Below are 19,303 nucleotides of genomic sequence, written 5' to 3'. Positions count from 1 at the left end.
ACGTGCTATGTTTGGTTCGATGAGGTGAGAATAATAATGAAATTTTCACGAGTTAGTCAAGTATCGGAATTAACAGGTTTGCATCCGAGTGGTCTCAGGAGAATGCTGGTGGAACACGCTACGATTCAGAAGAACAAATCTTTCATTAAAGGAGTTACATTCTGATGATATTGGCGAAGAAAGTTAGACTGATTCCAACGTCTGAACAAGAAAAAGTGCTTAGAAACCATGCTGGTGCTGCAAGATTTGCTTATAACTATTGTAAAAGAATAAGTGATAGATATTATAAGCTATTTGGAAAATCTGTTTCACAGTTAGCTTTACAGAAACGATTTACAAAGATCAAGAAGCGAAAGAGATATGAGTGGTTACATGACATCAACGCACAAGTTCCTAAACAGGCTTCAAAAGATTTTGACAAGGCGCGAAAACATTCGTTCAAAAAGTACAAAAATGGTTATCACACTTCTTATAAATCCAAAAAAGATTTAATTCAAGGGTTTTATGCCAATTATGAAAGACTGATTATAGGAAAGGAAGTAGTTGATATTCAGTCTATTGGAGAAGTGAAAACAAGCCAACAACTACCAAGAAACAAAAAGCCATCCAATCCAAGAGTTACCTTTGATGGTCGTCACTGGTGGATTAGTGTAGGGTTCCAAGAAGACTTTGAATCACAAGAACTAACCAATGAGTCGATTGGTGTGGATGTTGGTTTAAAAGAGCTGTTTGTAGCTTCTAATGGTACGAAAGAACGAAATATAAACAAAGATGCTAAGGTTAAAAAACTTTTGAAAAGGAAAAAGTCAGCACAAAGAGATATGTCTAGGAGATTTAAAAAAGGTGTAAAAATTCAATCTGCCGGATATGAAAAAGCGAAAGCTGAGCACCTGCGGTTATCTAGGAAAATTACGAATATCCGAAATAACCATATCCATCAAGCAACAGCTAAATTGGTGAAAACCAAACCAATGAGAATTGTTGTGGAAGACTTATCTATCTCAAACCTGTTAAAAAACAAAAAACTATCGAAAGCATTTTCATTTCAAAAATTACACTTCTTCTTTCAATGTCTGTCATACAAGTGCGAGAAGTACGGCATTGCGTATGTAAAAGCTGATAAATGGTTCGCTTCAAGCAAGATTTGCTCATGTTGCAGAGTAAAATACGACCATTCAGTTCAACCAGAAGGACAGTGGAGTTTAAAAATACGTGAGTGGCGTTGTGCTTCATGTAATAGCCATCACGATAGAGATTTAAATGCTTCGATAAATTTATCAAGATGGGTAAAATAAAAGCTTGATAATAGGAGGTAACGATACTGCCTCGTGTGGAGTGTTATACCCCTCGTCCCTTTGGGGCTGCGAGAACACGATGAAGCACTAACTTGTGTGAATTTGATTGAATTGTATAGATTTAGTTAAGTTTATCGTATCGGTGCTATGGAGAAGGTAAAAGCAATATTATTTGATAAAGATGGGACATTAATGGATTTTCATTCAATATGGATAAAAGTAGCTGAAGAACTTGTAGCTGAATGTATAAGTTTATATCATTTACCAAGTACAATGCGGCAGACCTTATTAGAAGAGATTGGTGTAGAGGGAGCATTTGTTAATCCAAGGAGTGCAATAGCTGCTGGAACAAGCCTTGATGTAGCGAAGGGGCTTTGTAATTATATTGAGTCTGCTAGAGAAGAAGAGATGCATCAGTGGGTAAGTGAGAAGTTATTTTCCCTTATGTATGAGCATCGTTCGCATATGAAAATGACAGCAGACTTACCGAAAGTGTTACAGGCATTAAAAGATAAAGGATTTATATTAGGGGTTGTCACGGCGGATGATTTCGCACCAACAGAATTATTTTTAAAACAATATAAGTTGGAGAACTTTTTTGATTATATTATAGCCTCGGATACATTCCCTGCGCAAAAACCAGATAAAAAGATTATAGAAGTGTTTTGTGAGAAATTTAATTTAGAATCATGTGAGGTTGCGGTTGTTGGAGATACGCCAACTGATTTACATTTAGCTAAAAATGGCGATTGCTATGCAATTGGGGTGCTATCTGGTACAGGAGACCGTCCAACATTAGAACCACTTGCTGATTTAGTGTTAGATTCTGTTGGAGAGTTTATTTCTCAATCGGGTGAGTTTTTCTGGGAGAAAGAAAAGTCTAATGTGTAAGGAAAATAAGTCTATAAAGACTCTTAATGAGTCTTTATAGACTTATTTTTTATGCCTGGATACAAAGAATATAGGATAAATGCTAGAAAAGAAAGTTGGCATATATTTTGCAATAAAAAGAGAAAACAATGTAAAGAAAAGGATGGGGTACGCAATGAACACACAAAAATTTGCTAAAGTAAATGAACAAATTCCAGGACCGAAAGCGGCATCTTTATTAGAACGCCGTCAAAATATAGTACCAAAAGGAGTAAGTAACGGCATCCCAACGTTTGTACAATCTGCCAATGGTGCTCTTGTAACAGATGTTGATGGCAATCAGTACATTGATTTTGCAGGAGCAATCGGGACAATTAACGTAGGGCATTGTCATCCAACGGTTAAAGAAGCGCTCCATAAACAAGTCGATCAATACATTCATACTGGATTTAACGTCATGATGTATGAGCCATATATTGAATTAGCAGAAAAGCTTGCGGCATTGGCACCAGGAAGTTTCGATAAGCAAGTCCTGTTTTTAAATAGTGGTGCAGAAGCAGTTGAGAACGCGGTGAAAATCGCTCGTAAATATACGAAGAGACCTGGTATTATCGCATTTTCTAAAGGTTTCCACGGGCGTACATTAATGACAATGACGATGACAAGTAAAGTGAAGCCATATAAATTCGGGTTTGGTCCCTTTGCTCCAGAAGTATATAAAGCGCCATTTCCATACGAATACCGTCGCCCAGAGGGATTAACGGAAGAGCAGTATGATGATTTTATTATTGAAGAGTTTAAGAACTTCTTCATATCGGAAGTAGCACCAGAAACAATTGCAGCTGTTGTAATGGAACCTGTTCAAGGGGAAGGTGGATTTATCGTCCCAAGTAAGAAATTTGTTCAAGAAGTACGCCGCATTTGTTCAGAGAACGGCATCTTATTTGTAGCGGATGAAATACAAACAGGCTTTAGTCGTACAGGAAAATATTTTGCAATTGATCACTATGATGTCGTTCCAGATTTAATTACAGTGTCTAAATCGTTAGGTGCTGGTGTACCGATAAGTGGTGTCATTGGACGTAAAGAAATTATGAATGAGTCTGCACCAGGTGAACTTGGTGGAACGTATGCAGGAAGTCCACTAGGATGTGCGGCTGCATTAGCTGTTCTCGATGTAATAGAAAATGAGAAATTAAATGATAGAGCGATAGAATTAGGAAAAGTCGTAATGAACCGATTCGAAGAGATGAAAAATAAATATCATTGCATCGGTGATGTGCGTGGGTTAGGCGCAATGTGTGCATTTGAGGTTGTTCAAGATCGTAAGACGAAAGCACCTGACAAAACGTTAACGGCTAATCTATGTGCAGAAGCAAATAAGCGTGGGTTACTGTTATTATCAGCAGGGACATATGGAAATGTTATCCGTGTGTTAATGCCTTTAGTTATTACAGATGAGCAACTTGAAGAAGGTTTAACAATAATTGAAGAATCATTACAAGCTTGTTATGAGCAAACAAACATCGCTCGCGTTTAAAAACTGAAGTATAAATAGCAAACATTCTAGCTGACTCTATATTAAATGCAGAAAATTCACTTTATAATAAAGGTAGTGAAGTGGATCGATGGATTTGAAGTTAGGGGTGGCTAGGATGGTTGCAGAAAAGGAACGAGTGTTAATGGATTTAAAAGATGTATTTGAATATGCGTTTGACGAAATTTTTGTTACAGATGAGCAAGGGATCGTTGTACGTGTAAATAGTACATGTGAAAGGCACTACCAACTAGCTGCAGAAGAGTTAGTTGGTAAGCATGTAAAAGAACTACAAAAGGATGGAATCTTTTATCCATCAGCGACATTAGAAGTGATTGAAAAAAAGAGGCCAATTGAACTCGTTCAAACTACAAAATCAGGAGAGTATTTACACGTTCGTACAAGGCCTGTTTTTGATGATGAGGGAAATTTAAGAAGAGTGATTAGTTATTCTCGCGACCTTACTGAACTCTATCAATTACGTCAAAAGGTAGAGGAAATGGATAATCAGCTAAAAACATATAAAAAAGAATTAAGAGAAACATATGAGCATGAAGGACTTATTTTTAAAAGTCTAGCTATGCAAAAAATAGTCGATACAATCAAAAAAGTATCTGTAGTGGATAGTACTGTTCTCGTTTTAGGCGAGACTGGAGTAGGAAAAAGTCGATTAGTACGCCATTTACATGAAGTGAGTCACCGTAAGCATGAAAGTTTCTATGAAATTAATTGTGCGGCATTGCCAACTAATTTAATTGAATCGGAGCTTTTTGGATATTCAGGTGGATCTTTTACAGGTGCGAATCGTGAAGGGAAAAAGGGACTATTAGAATCCGCGCATAAAGGAACTCTTTTTTTAGATGAAATCGGTGAAATGCCGCTTGAAATTCAAGCGAAGCTTTTGCAAGTATTGCAAGAAAAAACATTTCGTCCTATAGGCGGAAGAGAATTAAAAAAAGTGGATGTTCGAATTGTGGCGGCAACAAATAGAGATTTAAGCGAGATGGTGAAACAAGGAACATTTCGGAAAGATTTATACTATCGTTTGAATGTCATTCCAATTGCAATTCCCCCGCTTAGGGAAAGAACAGAAGATATTTTGCCGCTTATTTATCATTACTTGCAGCACTTTAATAAAAAGTACGGACGTGATGTGAAACTAGCGCCGAGTACGTTACAAATGTTTGTTGGATATCCGTGGGAAGGGAACAATAGAGAAATAGAGAATGTAATTGAGAGAATTGTTATTACTGTTGATGATGTTGTAACGGTAGAGGATTTGCCACTCTCTATGCAAGAGGCTGCAGTTGAACAATCGGGGCAAAGCCTTTATAAAATGCTGGAAGAGGTAGAGAGAAATATAATTCTTAAAGCGTATAAAACGTATGGATCAAGTTATAAAGTGGCTGAGTTTTTGCAAATTAGTCAATCTGCTGCTACTAGAAAAATTAAGAAGTTCATAGAGGAGGAAGAAAACATTGGATAAAAAGGCGACTTTCGTAAGTATAGATAAAAAGGCGATGTATATAAATGGTGAGTGGATTACACTACAAGAACAAATTGAAGTAAATAATCCTGCGACGAAGGAAATATTTGCAACTGTACCAAAAGGCGGAGTAACAGAGGCAAAGCAAGCTGTTGATGCTGCACATGAAGCTTTTAAAACGTGGTCTAAGTTAACGGCAGCAGATCGTGCCACGAAGTTAAAAAAGTGGTTCATGCTTATTGATAAAAATAAAGAAGAGATCGCAGCGATTATGACGAAGGAACAAGGAAAGCCGTTTGCAGAAGCGCTTGGTGAAGTAAATTATGCAAATAGTTTTGTTGAATGGTATGCAGAAGAGGGGAAACGTGTATATGGTGAAATGATTCCTGCTTCTCATCCGAATAAGCGCATTTTAGTTATGAAGCAACCAGTTGGCGTTATGGCAGCTATTACCCCTTGGAACTTCCCGGCAGCGATGATTACGAGAAAGGTAGCCCCAGCGCTTGCAGCAGGCTGTACAGCCGTTGTGAAACCGGCGAGTCAAACGCCATTAACTGCATTGAAATTAGCTGAATTAGCCCATGAAGCAGATATTCCAAAGGGCGTAATCAATATCGTAACAGGTAGTGCAAAAGCAATTGCTGATACATGGATGGAAGATAGTCGCGTTCGAAAAGTGTCCTTTACAGGGTCAACGGAAATCGGGAAAGAGTTAATGGCTAGTGCGGCGCAAACGATGAAAAAAGTTTCGCTTGAGTTAGGGGGTCACGCTCCGTTTATCGTAATGAATGATGCAGATTTAGATAAAGCAGTAGAAGCGGTGATTGGTTCGAAATTCCGTAACGCAGGACAAACGTGTATATGTACAAACCGAGTATTCGTTCAAGAAGAAGTATACGAAGTATTTGTAGAGAAGTTCGAAAAGGCAGTAGGGCAGTTGAAAGTAGGAGACGGTTTCGGTGCCGGAACGACTGTCGGGCCACTTATTGATGAGAATGCAGTTTCAAAAGTACAAGAACATATTGAAGATGCTATTCAAAAAGGTGGAACAGTTTTATATGGTGGTCAAAAGGTCGCGGAGTTAGAGGGACATTTCATTCAACCGACTGTAATTGGGTTGGCAAATGATACGATGCTTTGTATGAATGAAGAAACATTTGGGCCAGTAGCACCAGTTGCGAAATTTAAAACAGTTGATGAAGTAATCGAACGTGCAAACAATACACCATACGGTTTAGCTGCGTATATTTTCACGAAAGACATTAGCCAAGCATTCCAAATTAGTGAAGCGTTAGAGTACGGTATTATCGGTCTAAACGATGGTCTTCCATCAGTTGCACAAGCACCATTTGGTGGATTTAAAGAAAGTGGTATCGGTCGTGAAGGAGGCCATTTCGGCATCGAGGAATATTTAGAAATTAAATATATTTCATTGGGACTATAAGTAGTATACTAGAATCTCTATAAGGTAACAGAGAAGGAGATTCTAGTATGGTATATTGGCTATTATTACTTGTTACAATTATTTTTGAAGTAGCTGGAACAATTGCGATGAAACTATCAAATGGTTTAACAAAGCTCGTTCCAAGTGTACTGATTTTCGTGTTTTATGGGATTTGTTTCAGCGTGTTTGCCATCGTTGTGAAAAAGATTCATTTAAGTATTGCTTATGCTATTTGGTCTGGCGTTGGAACATTACTTATTACAATCATTAGTGTGTACTTTTTTAAAGAGCATATTAGTTTATTTCAAGCATTTTGTATTCTTTTTATTGTTTTGGGTGTCATTGGGCTTAAGGTTTCATCGGCATCATGAAAGCTATCTTTTGTAGAAGATAGCTTTTTTCTATTTGTGCAGTTAACAATTAATACGACAAAATATGACAAGAAAGAGTAAAGCGTTTTGTTATGATACATATGAAATATTGTCTTATGTGGAGGAAAGAGTATGTTAAAAAAGGTAAGTCAAATTGTTTTAATTTTTGGCATAGCTTTTAGTTTAAGTGCTTGCACTGAGACTAAAGATAGTAATGAAAGTAAACAAGAAGATGTTCAAGATAAAGTGTATAAAATAGGGGAGACAGTAGACGTAGATGGTTTGCAAGTAACTATCGATTCAGTTAAATTAGGATATCCGGATTATGATGAGAATAAAAAGAAAGAGGAGATTTTGGGGATTATTTTCAAAGTAGAAAATAATAGTAAAAAGGAAATACCTTTTGCATTTTATGAATTTGAGATTACCGATAAGAAAGGTACAAGATTTAAAGAATATAATAACCCTGATAGCTTTATTAGTAAAAAGTTAGCACCAGATGAAAAAATTCAAGATATCATGCTATTTGACGTAGCGAAAGAAAATACGTATATCGCTACGTATAGACCGGAGTTTACGCATGAAAATAGAACGATAAAATTTGAATTGAAACCAAATAAATAAAGAAACACATTGGATTATCCAATGTGTTTCTTTATGGTAATAAATTTAAAACGCCCAGTTACCTTTACGGAAGATAGGCTCATGTCTGCCATCAGCAGTAATACCGTCAATATCAAGCTCAGCTGATCCAATCATGAAGTCGTTGTGTGTGATACTAGCGTTTGCGCCGTTTTCAGCAAGTTCTTCTTTAGACATTGTTTTTCCGCCAACTAAGTTAAATGCATAAGCATTTCCGATTGCAAGGTGGCAAGATGCATTTTCGTCAAATAGTGTATTGTAGAATAAAACATTTGTGTTTGAAATTGGTGAGTCATGAGGTACTAAAGCTACTTCTCCTAAGAAGTGAGAACCTTCATCTGTTTCTACTAAATGTTTTAAAGCTTCTTCACCAGCTTCAGCTTTATAGTCTACGATACGCCCGTTTTCAAATGTTAACGTGAAATTATCGATAATATTACCTGCAAATACTAACGGTTTTGTACTAGAAACTTGGCCGTTTACACCTGTTTTAAGTGGCATTGTAAATACTTCTTCAGTTGGAATATTAGCCATAAATGGTACGTTCTTTTCATTTAAGCTACCAGCACCAGCCCATACATGTTTTTCTGGAAGTTCGATTGTTAAATCTGTTCCAGGACCTGTATAGTGAAGAGCTTTATAATGCTTTTCGTTTAAGTAATCCACTTTTGTATGTAATGTTTCATCATGTTCTTTCCATGCTTCTACAGGATTTTCTAAATCAGCACGAGTAGCTTTGAAAATAGCATCCCATAACTTTGCTTCTTGTTCTTCTGGCGCTACGTCAGGGAATACTTTCGCAGCCCATTCTTTCGTAGGAACAGAAATGACACACCAGCTTACTTTATCTGCTTGTACGTAATCACGGTATACTTTCATTGCTTCTCCAGCTACTTTATGAGCTGTTGCAATACGCGATGCTTCTACACCTTTTAATAAATCAGGGTTTTCTGCATAGATAGACATAAATGCAGCGCCTTCTTTTGCTAATTCTTCACGAGCATGTGCTTTCCAAGATGGAAATTCAGCGAAAGCTTCTTCAGGAGCTAGATCGAACTTTAAGCGTGTTAACGTCTCATCATTCCAATCTACATATACGTGTTTTGCACCAGATTTATATGCTTTTTCTGTAACGAGGCGTACAAATTGTACAGCTTCAAGAGGTGCACTAATTGATAAAGTTTGTCCAGGTTGAATATTAACACCAACATTAACTGCAAGAGCAGCATATTTCTCTAACGTTTGTTCAAATGACATATGTATAATCTCCTTTAATTTGAAAGATTTCTTACTATATATAATACAAGAAAATTCTAAAAATATATATAAATATAAAGTAAAAAGAGAGCTCAAAATGTATTGAGCCCTTATATTTACTTAATTGAAGAAGCAAACTGCTCTACAGTCGTTGTATGGTGTATACGAACGCGCTTCATCTTTAACAATTCATCAGGTTCACCCTTCGTAATGAATTGCCCAGGCTTTGTCGTCGTCGCAAATTGATAATACTTCTTCGTTTCTGTAACAACCTTATCATCTACATGACCGAATGGATAAGCAATCGCGATAACAGGCTTACCTGTTATTTTTTCTAGTTTTTCTTTTGAACCTTTTAACTCTTCCTCATAGTTTGTAATTTTCGGTAAGTCTGCATGTGTTGCAGTATGAGATTGCACCGAGAAAATGCCGGAATCAACCATTTCTTTTATTTCAGAAGTAGACAATGCTCCTTCTACATCAACGTTATCAACAATCATATATTCTGTTGCTGCCGGTTTAAAAGTATCATCTTTTAGCTTTTGTAAAACGCGAAATGCATTCATATTATTTTTCATACCGTCATCAAATGTAACGAAAATCGGCTTATTTACTTTATTTATATCGCTCCAGCGTTCAAACGTTAAAAGCGTATAACCATTGTCTTTTAAATGTTTCATTTGTGCTTCAAAGTTAGCTGGTGATACGAATAAGTCTTTAATACCTTGACCATGATAATCATCGATTGCGTGATACATAAGAACAGGAACCTTTTGTTCGAAAGTAATAGTAGATTTCGTAAGCGGGATTGTTTTCCCATCTTCTTTCATTCCTGTTGCTTCAATTTGGAACTCACCGCGTTTTCCTTCAAATTCTTTTATGTCAAAAGGAATTGTAAATTGTTTCTCCTTTTCTTTAGAAGAAAAAGATTTAGCACGTTCCTTTCCATCAGCTGTGCGCCAAATTTTATATTGTACTTCATTTAAAGAATCTTTTAAGTCTGTAATATGAATACTTGTGTTTGTAGATTCGTGTGTGATGGGAGTATAAGAAATTTTACCTTGTTCTGGTAGAGTCTCTTTTTGTATAGCTACTTCTTGAACCTTTTTCTCTTTTTTAGGTTCTTGGCTTACATTGCTAGTATTGCAGCCTGCTAGAATGGCAGACGTACATAAAGCAATTGCTGCGTATTTTCTCATAAAAATCACCTTCTATTGTGTAGTATGTTGCATATTGACATTAAAATCCCCACCGCTATAAGAGTGGTGGGGATATACCCTTGTTCATCATATCATTTGAAGAAAATGAGGGGAATATGATTTTTAGGAGGCTATTAAGGTAATAGATTAGTGACTTTGAATAGATGTATTTTTTTGTTTCTTATTAGAATTAATAATAATATAACCGACTACAAAGATAAGAGGAATAATGAAGACATAGATAGGCATTCCCCATACATAATAGCTTTTCAGCGTTAAGACTAGTAAATGTAAGAAATCGAAAAGGGCGTGAATTTTCATAAGGTCCTCCAATGTTTTTTACAAATTATAACATTTAACGCTTATTATTTGTATAATTTGGAAAGTTATTTAAGCTAATTTTAAAGTAAGAAGAAGACATATTAATATGCAATTTTGCATAAGGATATGTATTTAATTAAAATATAAAGATTTTATACTATAATGAAAACCGCTATAAAACTAAGTAAGAATAATGTATGGAGTGGAGAATAGAAATGAAATATAAAAAAATAATATATATCTTTTTCATATCGCTATTTATAGTTGGTTGTCAAAGTGAAGTGAGTAAAGCGAATAGCGTGGAAGAGTATATTCCATCGCATCTTATGAATGCGGAAGTGACGGCGGATATTATGACACTAGAATTTCCTTATGAGATAAAAGAGAAATTAGAGAAAATAGGAAATAAAATGAGCGATAGTATTACAAATAATTTAGATTGGTATTTGAAGTATGCCGAAGAAGAAATTATACCGAAAAAAACGTTTCCTTATCATCAAAACTTAGGTATTACAAAAGAAGAATATGATTTTATGATAGATAAAATGAATAATGCAGAATATGTAAATACCAAAGACGGAAAACTCTTTTTTAAACAGAAAGATCATGAAATTCAAATTCTCTCTGATGAAAATTTGAAGCTAATTAAAAATATTCGAATTGATACAGAGAAGAATATAATTAAAACTCCTTTAGGAGAATGCGAATATGAAGGTGAAATAAAGGCGTCGGATGAACAAAAAGCTACTGGTCCATGGAGTGGGAAGATGTGGACTTTAAAAAGCGATGGATTACTTTATCATTTTTCATTAGGAAAGTTAAAAAACATAAACAAATCTATCATTTACATTTCAATAAAAGGTATATATAAAGATAGGATTATCAATACAGAAGAAGCAGTTGAATTTCACTCGGTTTCATAAAGAATCAAAAAAACACCTTACTCGTTAAAGTAAGGTGTTTTTTTATTAAATAAACAATCCAGCGATTGTCGCAGATAAAATAGAAGCAAGTGTTGATGCAAATAGCATTTTCCAACCAAATTTAGAAACAACGCTTCCTTGCTTTTCAGAAAGGGCACGGATTGTACCAACGATTGCACCAATTTGGCTAATACTTGCGAAGCTAATTAAGAATACTGTAACGATTCCAACTGTACGTGGAGCTAATGTTGTAGCTGTGTCTTTTAAATCAAGGATTGCTACAAACTCATTTAAAACAATCTTCGTACCCATAATACCACCAGCTGGGATAATATCTTGAGTTGGAATACCCATTAAGAATGCGAATGGAGAAAGTACGTAACCGAAGATTTGTTGTAAAGTAACAGCATGTCCCATTGCGCCTGAAGCTGCACTAATTACGTAGTTTACAACTTCCATCACACCGATAAAGGCGATCATTAATGCGGCAACGATACCAGCTACTTTTAAACCATCAAGCGCACCGTTAATCATTGCGCCGATAAAGCTGTCTCCGAATAGAGTTCTATCAAATTTTTGAATCACTTCATCTTCTTTCTTCGTATCAACTGGTGTTAATAACGAACAAACGATTAAGCTTGAGAATAAGTTTAGCGGAAGAGCTGCCAGTACGTATTTTGCATCTAACATCATTACGTATGATGCTGTAACAGAAGCAGAAACGGAGCTCATCGCAGAACAACAAATGATAAACATACGGTTTTTATTGAAATGCTGTAAATCGTTTTTAATAACGATTAACGCTTCACTTGAACCGAAGAATACAGAGTTTACTGCGTGGAATGACTCAACACGTGGTAAACCAGTAATTTTTGAAATAGCACCGCCGACAACGCGAACGATGAATGGTAAAACACCTAAATAACTAAAGATTGAAAGTAGTGCTGAGAAAAATACGATAATTAATAATACGTTTAAGAAAAAGACAAAATCTCTGTGAATTCCATTAAAGAGAAAATCGACACCTGTCGTACCAAGTTTAATTAGTTTGTTGAAAACTTTACTAATGAAAATAATGATTTGTTGACCAATCTTTGTAGCAAACATAAACCAACCGATTAAAATTTGGAAACCAATCATAATTGCAATTGCACGGAAGTTGATTTTACTTTTGTTGTTTGACAAAGCAAAACATAAACCTAACACGGCAATAATACCGATAATGCTCATTACATATTGCATGTAGTTGCCCCTTTCAGAAGTTCGTATAAAGTTTGTACATAAAACGCTCGTTATATTACTAAAAATAAAGGAATGAGGTTTTATGTCATACGTAAGATGTCTGACCTTTTAGAAAAATAAAAATAAAAAAAGACCCATATGGATTCACTTTCATCTATGAGAGAAAGCTAATCAATATGAGTCCTTTTTTGCGCATAGGCTAATATTCATTAGTTTTCCCCATAGTCCAGCAATTTAAGGTTGCCGGGTAGAAACTCTCGATCCATATTATCAAGTATATATGAGGTAACATCGTCCGTATTAAATTAGTAGTAGCGTAACATTAACAGAGAAGTATCGTCAATAGCTTTTTTTCTTCCAATAGAAAAAGACCATATAAGTATGATAAAATGTAACGCAGTGTTATGAAAAAGAGAGGTCGGAAAATGAGTACTAAAATGACGCCACCAGTTGAGAAAAACGAGTTTATAGATGTAGTATTTGAAGATTTAACACATGATGGTGCCGGTGTTGCGAAAGTAAAGGGCTATCCTATTTTCGTTAAAAACGGATTACCAGGTGAAGAAGCGCAAATTAAAATTATTAAAGTGAAGAAAAACTTCGCATTTGGTCGTTTAATGAAGCTTCATACAGAAAGTCCATATCGTAAAGATGCTGAATGCCCAGTATATAATCAGTGCGGCGGTTGTCAGCTTCAGCACTTAACTTATGAAGGACAATTACAAGCGAAAGAAAAACAAGTACGTGACGTTATGCAGCGTATCGGAGGACTAGCTGATGTTCCTGTTCATCCTGTACTTGGCATGAAGAATCCGTGGGTATACCGTAATAAAGCACAAGTACCAATCGGAGAACGTGAAGGCGGACTTGTAGCTGGTTTTTATCGCCAAGGAACGCATGACATCATTAATATGGAATCATGCTTAATTCAGGCAGAAGAAAACGATACATTAATCCAAGAAGTAAAACGTATTTGTGAAAAGCACGGTATCACTGCGTACAACGAAGAGCGTAACAAAGGAACACTTCGTCACGTAATGGCTCGTTACGGACAAGTAACAGGGGAAATTATGCTTGTCTTCATTACGCGTACAGCAGAATTGCCGAACAAAAAAGCAATTATTGAAGAAATTGCAGCGAAATTCCCAGAAGTAAAATCAATTGTTCAAAACGTAAATACGAAGCGTACGAATGTAATTTTCGGAGACAAAACGACAGTACTGTACGGATCAGAATACATTTATGACTTTATCGGTGACATTAAATTTGCGATTTCAGCACGTTCATTCTATCAAGTAAACCCAGAGCAAACGAAAGTGCTTTACGATAAAACGTTAGAATACGCAAAATTAAATGGTAGCGAAACAGTAATCGATGCCTATTGCGGAATCGGATCAATCTCGTTATTCCTAGCGCAAAAAGCGAAAAAAGTGTACGGCGTTGAAATCGTCCCAGAAGCAATCGAAGACGCAAACCGAAACGCAGCACTAAACAACATGACAAACGCTGAATTTGGCGTAGGAGAAGCAGAAGTAGTCATTCCAAAATGGTACAAAGAAGGCGTAATCGCCGACACAATGGTCGTAGACCCACCGCGTAAAGGCTGTGACGAAGCATTACTAAATACAATCATCGACATGAAGCCAAACCGCGTCGTATACGTATCGTGTAACCCAGCAACATTAGCACGTGATTTAAAAGTACTAGAAGAAGGCGGATATAAAACACAGGAAGTACAACCTGTTGATATGTTCCCGCATACGACGCATGTGGAGTGTGTGGCTTGGCTTAAGTTGGTATAATAGGAAAGCAGTTGATATAGGGGAAATCTATACCACCTGCTTTTTGGTTTACAAAAATACCATTCATAAGCGATTTTAGTTAAAATAAATATTGCTGATTTTCACAAATTATAAATTGAGATTTTGAAATTGTATTCATAGTGAGAGGATTTGAATTTGAAATGATAGATAATTTTTGGCGTGAATTACCACGACCATTTTTCGTACTTGCACCAATGGAAGATGTGACAGACGTTGTTTTCCGTCACGTAGTAAGTGAAGCAGGTCGTCCGGACGTATTCTTCACAGAGTTTACAAACTCGGATAGCTATTGTCATCCAGAAGGTATGAAAAGTGTACGTGGCCGTTTAATTTTTACAGAAGACGAACAGCCGATGGTGGCACATATTTGGGGAGACAATCCCGAATACTTCCGTCAAATGAGTATTGGTATGGCAGAACTAGGATTTAAAGGCATCGATATTAACATGGGTTGCCCAGTACCGAACGTTGCATCAAGAGGAAAAGGTAGTGGCCTTATTCTACGTCCAGACGTTGCGGCAGAACTTATCCAAGCAGCAAAAGCGGGCGGACTACCTGTCAGCGTAAAAACACGACTTGGCTTTAAAGAGTTAAGCGAGTGGGAAGATTGGTTAACGCACATTTTCAAACAAGATATTGCAAACCTTTCTATTCACTTACGTACAAGAGAAGAAATGAGCCAAGTAGATGCGCACTGGGAACTAATTCCGGAAATTAAAAAATTACGTGACCGTATTGCACCAAATACGTTAATAACAATCAATGGAGACATCCTTGATCGTAAAATGGGGCTGGAACTTGCTGAAAAATACGGCATTGATGGCGTAATGATCGGACGAGGCATCTTCAAAAATCCATTTGCTTTTGAAAAAGAGCCGAGAGAGCATAGCAGTAAAGAGCACCTAGATCTTTTAAGACTACAACTTGATCTTCAAGATCAATATGCAGAAGTACTGCCACGCTCAATCACAGGGCTTCACCGCTTCTTCAAAATTTATGTAAAAGGCTTCCCTGGAGCTGCTGAATTGAGAAATCAATTGATGAGTACGAAATCGACTGATGAGGTGCGTGCTTTGTTGGATAAGTTTGAGGATAGTGTTGGTGTGGCTCAGGATAGTGAGACGGTTTAACTTTTAAGCAGTTAAATCATTTCATATGTAGTGCATGACATGAGTGAGTTGAAAATAAGCGTAGAGCTGGAAAAGAACAGTGTATTTGAGAAATCAAAACACTGTTTTTTTTCTTTTAGTTAATGTTAAGAGAGAAATCTTTTTATAGGCATATAAAAAACATGTAAGAGCGCTGTAGATACAATGATAGAGAAAAGTTCGGGTAAGACTATAAAACATATCTTTAAAATGTTAAAGTATTAATTTAGCGGACAATAACTAAAAGGTTAGATTAAACATGATAATTTAAAGTAGGTTATAGCATAAACTTTAACCGCTGAATAAATAATCAACATTTCAGGAGGAAACCCAATGGCAATGAGCAACAACGATATATTAAAAAGAGTACGATACGCTTTAGATATAAAAGATATAGATATGGTAGAAATCTTTAAACTAGGCGGGATGGAAGTAACGAAAGAAGACGTAGTTGATATGCTTACAAAAATAAAGAGAGCTCCTCAGCATGAAGCTGAAAATGATGAGGTAGTTGAAGATGAGTACGTAAAAACATGCGATATGATGATGTTAGAGGCATTTTTAAATGGATTTATTACTTTAAAAAGAGGAAAGCAAGATCCGAAACCAGGGCAGCCTGCACCTGTACAGAGCAAGGAGAGTGCCAATAACCTTCTTCTAAAGAAAATGAAAATCGCACTATCTTTAACGAGTGAGGATGTACTTGATATATTAGATAGCGTAGGCGTTACGGTAACAAAAGGAGAGTTAGGCGCTCTATTAAGAAAGAAAGGCCATAAAAATTACAAAGAGTGCGGCGATAGATACGCAAGGAATTTCATTAAGGGATTAGGTGTAAAGTATAGAGGGTAATAAGCTTGCTAAAGCAGTAAATGATATAATAGATAGAGTAGGACGTTCGTATCCTACTCTTTTTTATTTGTAAAAATACTATGCTAGGTGATGAAATGGTACATACATATTTAGGTGAGACAATTAATTTTCATATAACTTATAAGAAAAAAAAGTTCGTGCGTCTTTTTGTGGATTCGTATGGAAATGTGGAAGTGCAGGCTCCGAAAGGGGCACCTGTTGAATACTTAGTCCAGTTGCTAGAGGAAAAGTGGGATTGGATTCAGACAACACGTAAGGAAATGGCGGAGCGAGCGCGTGGACCACAGGAAAAGGATTACGATCAAGGAGAAGGCTTTTTGTATTTAGGGAATACGTATCCGATACAGATTTCCCAAGATGCAAGCATTGAGCAAGACAATGCGATTTTTGAAGGGGATAAGTTACATATTTATGTGAAAGAGCTTAAGGATGAGAAAATACAACAAGCTTTAAAACGATTTTACTATAAGCAGTGTAAATCTTTAGTAGAGAAGAGTATTAAAGCGCATCAAAGTAATTTCAAAACAAAACCACGTTCTATTCGTATTACAGATAGTAGTCGTACTTGGGGTACTTGCGATTCGAATTTACAACTAACATTCAATTGGAAGCTAGCAATGGCACCACAGCGAGTAATTGACTATGTAGTTGTTCATGAAATGTGTCATATGGTTCATTTAAATCATGATCGATCTTTCTGGCGTCTTGTCGGGAAGATAATGCCTGATTATAAAGAAATGGAGAATTGGTTAGCGTTATCTAGTTGGAAGATGACGGTTTAGGAAGGGATATCGATTTTTGTCTGTAAATCGATATTTCTTGTCGAATCGTTGATATATTGTGAGTTTTGATAGATATATTTTAAAAATCGTTGATATATTGTAAGTTATGATAGATATATTCGAAAAATCGTTGATATAATTTCATTTACCAAAGGATTGTTCAACAAATCGAAAAGAGAAGAGGTCACAGCAGACATCTCCTCTTTTCGAGTATATAGATTATCGCCCAAACTTCACAATGAAAGTATCTGCTGTTTTCTCCATCTCATACCCAAGATACCCCTCCGAAAGCAAAGCCTGCTGTCCACTAGCATCACTCATTAGAATACTTTGAACATCTGTCCAATCGTTTTCCTTATCTCTGCGCAATTTCTTCACAAAAACATACCGCAGACTACCACCATACTTCTCCTTTAGCGCAGCAATCACCATCCCTTGCGCAAACTTATCCTTCAAACTCGGGATGTTAAAAGGAGCAACGGTGCAGCATACATAATCATATTTGCTATCTTCTTTTTGTAATTCGTCCATGATGACGTTTGCTAATATTTTTTGCATCCCATTTCCTCGGCAGTTCGGATGAACGTTTGAGATTTCTTGATAGATGACGCGGTGTAGCTCACTTTCTGGCAAACCAATATCGAGCCCTAAATGTTCATCATCGATAGGAGGGACGAGTAGAGCGCGAAATGCGATGAGTTCGTTTTCGATAAAAGCGCCGATCATCATGCCGTTTCCTTCTAGAATGTATTGAAATTCTTCTTGTGAGAGTGATTGTAAACGACTTTTATCTTCTAGTGCTTCAACTACGATGTTTTGTAGTGATAAAATTTGTTCGATGTGCTCTAGTGATAGTAATGTAACGTGAAATGATTCGTTATTTTGTTTTAATGTTCCTTCGTATAGAACCGTCATATGATAGTCCTCCTTTAGCGTACAACGTCTTGAAAGACGGTTAGTTCTTGTAATGTATCTTCGTTTATTTCAATGCCGAGTCCCGGTTTTTCGTTTAAGCGAATGAATGGTACGTCGTAATGTAAGTTTCCGATGTCTTTTGTGAATTTTAATGGCCCTGTTAGCTCTACGCTCGTAATGATTTTTTTTGAGAAAGCGACATGGAATCCTGCGGAAGAGGCAACAGATGATTCGACCATTGATCCCACTTGGCATTCAATGCCTGCCATTTCTGCTTGATGAGCGAGCTTTACAGCTGGATATATGCCGCCGCATTTCATTAGTTTTATATTTACTTTATCAGCAGCTTCTAATTTAATAATTTGGCGCATTTCACGAGAACTTTTTAATCCTTCATCAATCATAAGCGGGAGGTCTGTTTTAGAACGAATATGAGCCATGGCATCAATATCGTCCGCGATAACAGGTTGTTCAATCCAGTCAATGTTTAAATGTCCTAATGAACGAAGTGCTGTTAATGTGTTTGCGCTATTTTTCCAGCCTTGGTTTACATCAACGCGAATAGCGATGTCATTTCCTACACGTTCTCGTACAGCTTCAATACGTTTCACATCTTCTTTTACATTCGTACCAACTTTCATTTTGAAAGATTGGTAACCTTTTTGAATCATAGAAGCAGCTTCTTCAGCCATGTTTTCTGGATCGGCAATACTTAAAACGTGAGTGACAGGGAATTCTTCATGGTAGCGCCCGCCAATTAATTGATATACAGGTTGATTTAGTTTTTTGCCCATTATATCAAAACAAGCAATATCAATTGTGGCTTTCGCTGTTGGAACACCGTAAATTGTATTGTCCATCATGTCGTGTATTTTTTCGATATTCATTGGATTTTGCCCAATTAGAGCAGGGGCTAGCATATGTTTTAAAGTATGGAAAGTACTTTCCCACGATTCACCTGTGACGTGAGCATCAGCAACGCCTTCACCGTAACCGATAATACCTTCATCTGTTTCCATTTTGACGATAATAGAGGGCATATCAGAATAAGAGCCATAACTAATAACAAACGGATTGCGAAGCGGTAAACGAATTGCGTAAAGATGAATAGCTGTAATTTTCATTGAATAGAGACCCCTTCCTGTTTACAATAGTTTTATACATTTGATATAGTT

General features: G+C 36.5%; 18 protein-coding genes and 1 riboswitch. Of the genes, 12 read left to right on the top strand and 6 right to left on the bottom strand.

All coding sequences use genetic code 11. From position 1 onward, the window contains the following. Nucleotides 1–164: 164 nt before the first annotated feature. The 7 genes from M1D66_RS25435 to M1D66_RS25405 all read left to right on the top strand — a co-directional run bounded on the left by M1D66_RS25435 (nt 165) and on the right by M1D66_RS25405 (nt 7,627). Complete coding sequence (locus M1D66_RS25435) at nt 165–1,295, top strand: RNA-guided endonuclease InsQ/TnpB family protein (protein WP_086385327.1); 1,131 nt, start codon at nt 165–167, stop codon at nt 1,293–1,295. Nucleotides 1,296–1,442: 147 nt separating this feature from the next. Then, on the top strand, nt 1,443–2,186 hold the full coding sequence (locus M1D66_RS25430; RefSeq protein WP_000416672.1) for an HAD family hydrolase: 744 nt from the start codon (nt 1,443–1,445) through the stop codon (nt 2,184–2,186). Nucleotides 2,187–2,340: 154 nt separating this feature from the next. After that, nucleotides 2,341–3,705, top strand: a complete 1,365-nt coding sequence (gabT, locus tag M1D66_RS25425; RefSeq protein WP_242554899.1) for a 4-aminobutyrate--2-oxoglutarate transaminase — start codon at nt 2,341–2,343, stop codon at nt 3,703–3,705. 115 nt (nt 3,706–3,820) lie between these two features. Beyond that, a complete protein-coding gene (locus M1D66_RS25420; protein WP_000225136.1) occupies nt 3,821–5,188 on the top strand; it encodes a sigma-54 interaction domain-containing protein in 1,368 nt (455 codons plus the stop codon). Next, nucleotides 5,181–6,632, top strand: coding sequence for an NADP-dependent succinate-semialdehyde dehydrogenase (gabD, locus tag M1D66_RS25415; RefSeq protein ID WP_242554898.1), 1,452 nt, complete (start codon nt 5,181–5,183; stop codon nt 6,630–6,632). Before M1D66_RS25420 ends, gabD begins: the two co-directional genes overlap by 8 nt. Nucleotides 6,633–6,679: 47 nt before the next feature. After that, on the top strand, nt 6,680–7,003 hold the full coding sequence (locus M1D66_RS25410) for a DMT family transporter (protein WP_000263262.1): 324 nt from the start codon (nt 6,680–6,682) through the stop codon (nt 7,001–7,003). 132 nt (nt 7,004–7,135) lie between these two features. Further along, nucleotides 7,136–7,627, top strand: a complete 492-nt coding sequence (locus tag M1D66_RS25405) for a DUF4352 domain-containing protein (protein ID WP_000915109.1) — start codon at nt 7,136–7,138, stop codon at nt 7,625–7,627. Between the two features lie 45 nt (nt 7,628–7,672). On the opposite strand, the gene M1D66_RS25400 is transcribed toward M1D66_RS25405, so the two are convergent. From M1D66_RS25400 to M1D66_RS25390, 3 genes are all read right to left on the bottom strand, one after another. Then, complete coding sequence (locus M1D66_RS25400; RefSeq protein WP_000007349.1) at nt 7,673–8,902, bottom strand: aminopeptidase; 1,230 nt, start codon at nt 8,900–8,902, stop codon at nt 7,673–7,675. A gap of 116 nt (nt 8,903–9,018) precedes the next feature. After that, complete coding sequence (locus M1D66_RS25395; protein ID WP_006926212.1) at nt 9,019–10,101, bottom strand: polysaccharide deacetylase family protein; 1,083 nt, start codon at nt 10,099–10,101, stop codon at nt 9,019–9,021. A 147-nt stretch (nt 10,102–10,248) separates the two neighbouring features. Continuing rightward, nucleotides 10,249–10,422, bottom strand: a complete 174-nt coding sequence (locus M1D66_RS25390; RefSeq protein WP_000690673.1) for a hypothetical protein — start codon at nt 10,420–10,422, stop codon at nt 10,249–10,251. 215 nt (nt 10,423–10,637) lie between these two features. On the opposite strand from M1D66_RS25390, the gene M1D66_RS25385 reads away from it, so the two are divergent. Further along, nucleotides 10,638–11,345, top strand: coding sequence for a hypothetical protein (locus M1D66_RS25385; protein WP_000875597.1), 708 nt, complete (start codon nt 10,638–10,640; stop codon nt 11,343–11,345). A 45-nt stretch (nt 11,346–11,390) separates the two neighbouring features. Here the strand turns inward: M1D66_RS25385 and M1D66_RS25380 are convergent, their stop codons facing one another. Beyond that, nucleotides 11,391–12,587: a NupC/NupG family nucleoside CNT transporter gene (locus M1D66_RS25380; protein WP_001200484.1), complete on the bottom strand. Its 1,197-nt coding sequence runs from the start codon at nt 12,585–12,587 to the stop codon at nt 11,391–11,393. 202 nt (nt 12,588–12,789) lie between these two features. After that, nucleotides 12,790–12,891, bottom strand: a riboswitch (purine riboswitch). A gap of 121 nt (nt 12,892–13,012) precedes the next feature. On the opposite strand from M1D66_RS25380, the gene rlmD reads away from it, so the two are divergent. From rlmD to M1D66_RS25360, 4 genes are all read left to right on the top strand, one after another. Next, nucleotides 13,013–14,389 carry a 23S rRNA (uracil(1939)-C(5))-methyltransferase RlmD gene (rlmD, locus tag M1D66_RS25375; RefSeq protein WP_086385326.1) on the top strand — a complete coding sequence of 459 codons (1,377 nt, stop codon included), beginning with the start codon at nt 13,013–13,015 and terminating at the stop codon, nt 14,387–14,389. A 161-nt stretch (nt 14,390–14,550) separates the two neighbouring features. Next, nucleotides 14,551–15,540 (top strand): tRNA dihydrouridine synthase, encoded by a 990-nt coding sequence (locus M1D66_RS25370; RefSeq protein WP_000566708.1) that lies wholly within the window; start codon nt 14,551–14,553, stop codon nt 15,538–15,540. A gap of 351 nt (nt 15,541–15,891) precedes the next feature. Beyond that, nucleotides 15,892–16,410, top strand: a complete 519-nt coding sequence (locus M1D66_RS25365) for a YehS family protein (protein WP_001251705.1) — start codon at nt 15,892–15,894, stop codon at nt 16,408–16,410. 95 nt (nt 16,411–16,505) lie between these two features. Then, on the top strand, nt 16,506–17,213 hold the full coding sequence (locus M1D66_RS25360) for a M48 family metallopeptidase (protein ID WP_086385325.1): 708 nt from the start codon (nt 16,506–16,508) through the stop codon (nt 17,211–17,213). 219 nt (nt 17,214–17,432) lie between these two features. Here the strand turns inward: M1D66_RS25360 and M1D66_RS25355 are convergent, their stop codons facing one another. Continuing rightward, a complete protein-coding gene (locus M1D66_RS25355) occupies nt 17,433–18,128 on the bottom strand; it encodes a GNAT family N-acetyltransferase (protein ID WP_153595586.1) in 696 nt (231 codons plus the stop codon). Between the two features lie 14 nt (nt 18,129–18,142). Then, a complete protein-coding gene (locus tag M1D66_RS25350; protein WP_098852011.1) occupies nt 18,143–19,252 on the bottom strand; it encodes a mandelate racemase/muconate lactonizing enzyme family protein in 1,110 nt (369 codons plus the stop codon). Nucleotides 19,253–19,303: the final 51 nt, after the last annotated feature.

It is taken from the genome of Bacillus sp. PK6-16 (assembly GCF_056530295.1).
Note: the sequence above shows the minus strand (reverse complement) of the source record. Positions and strands in the feature narration are given on the sequence as shown.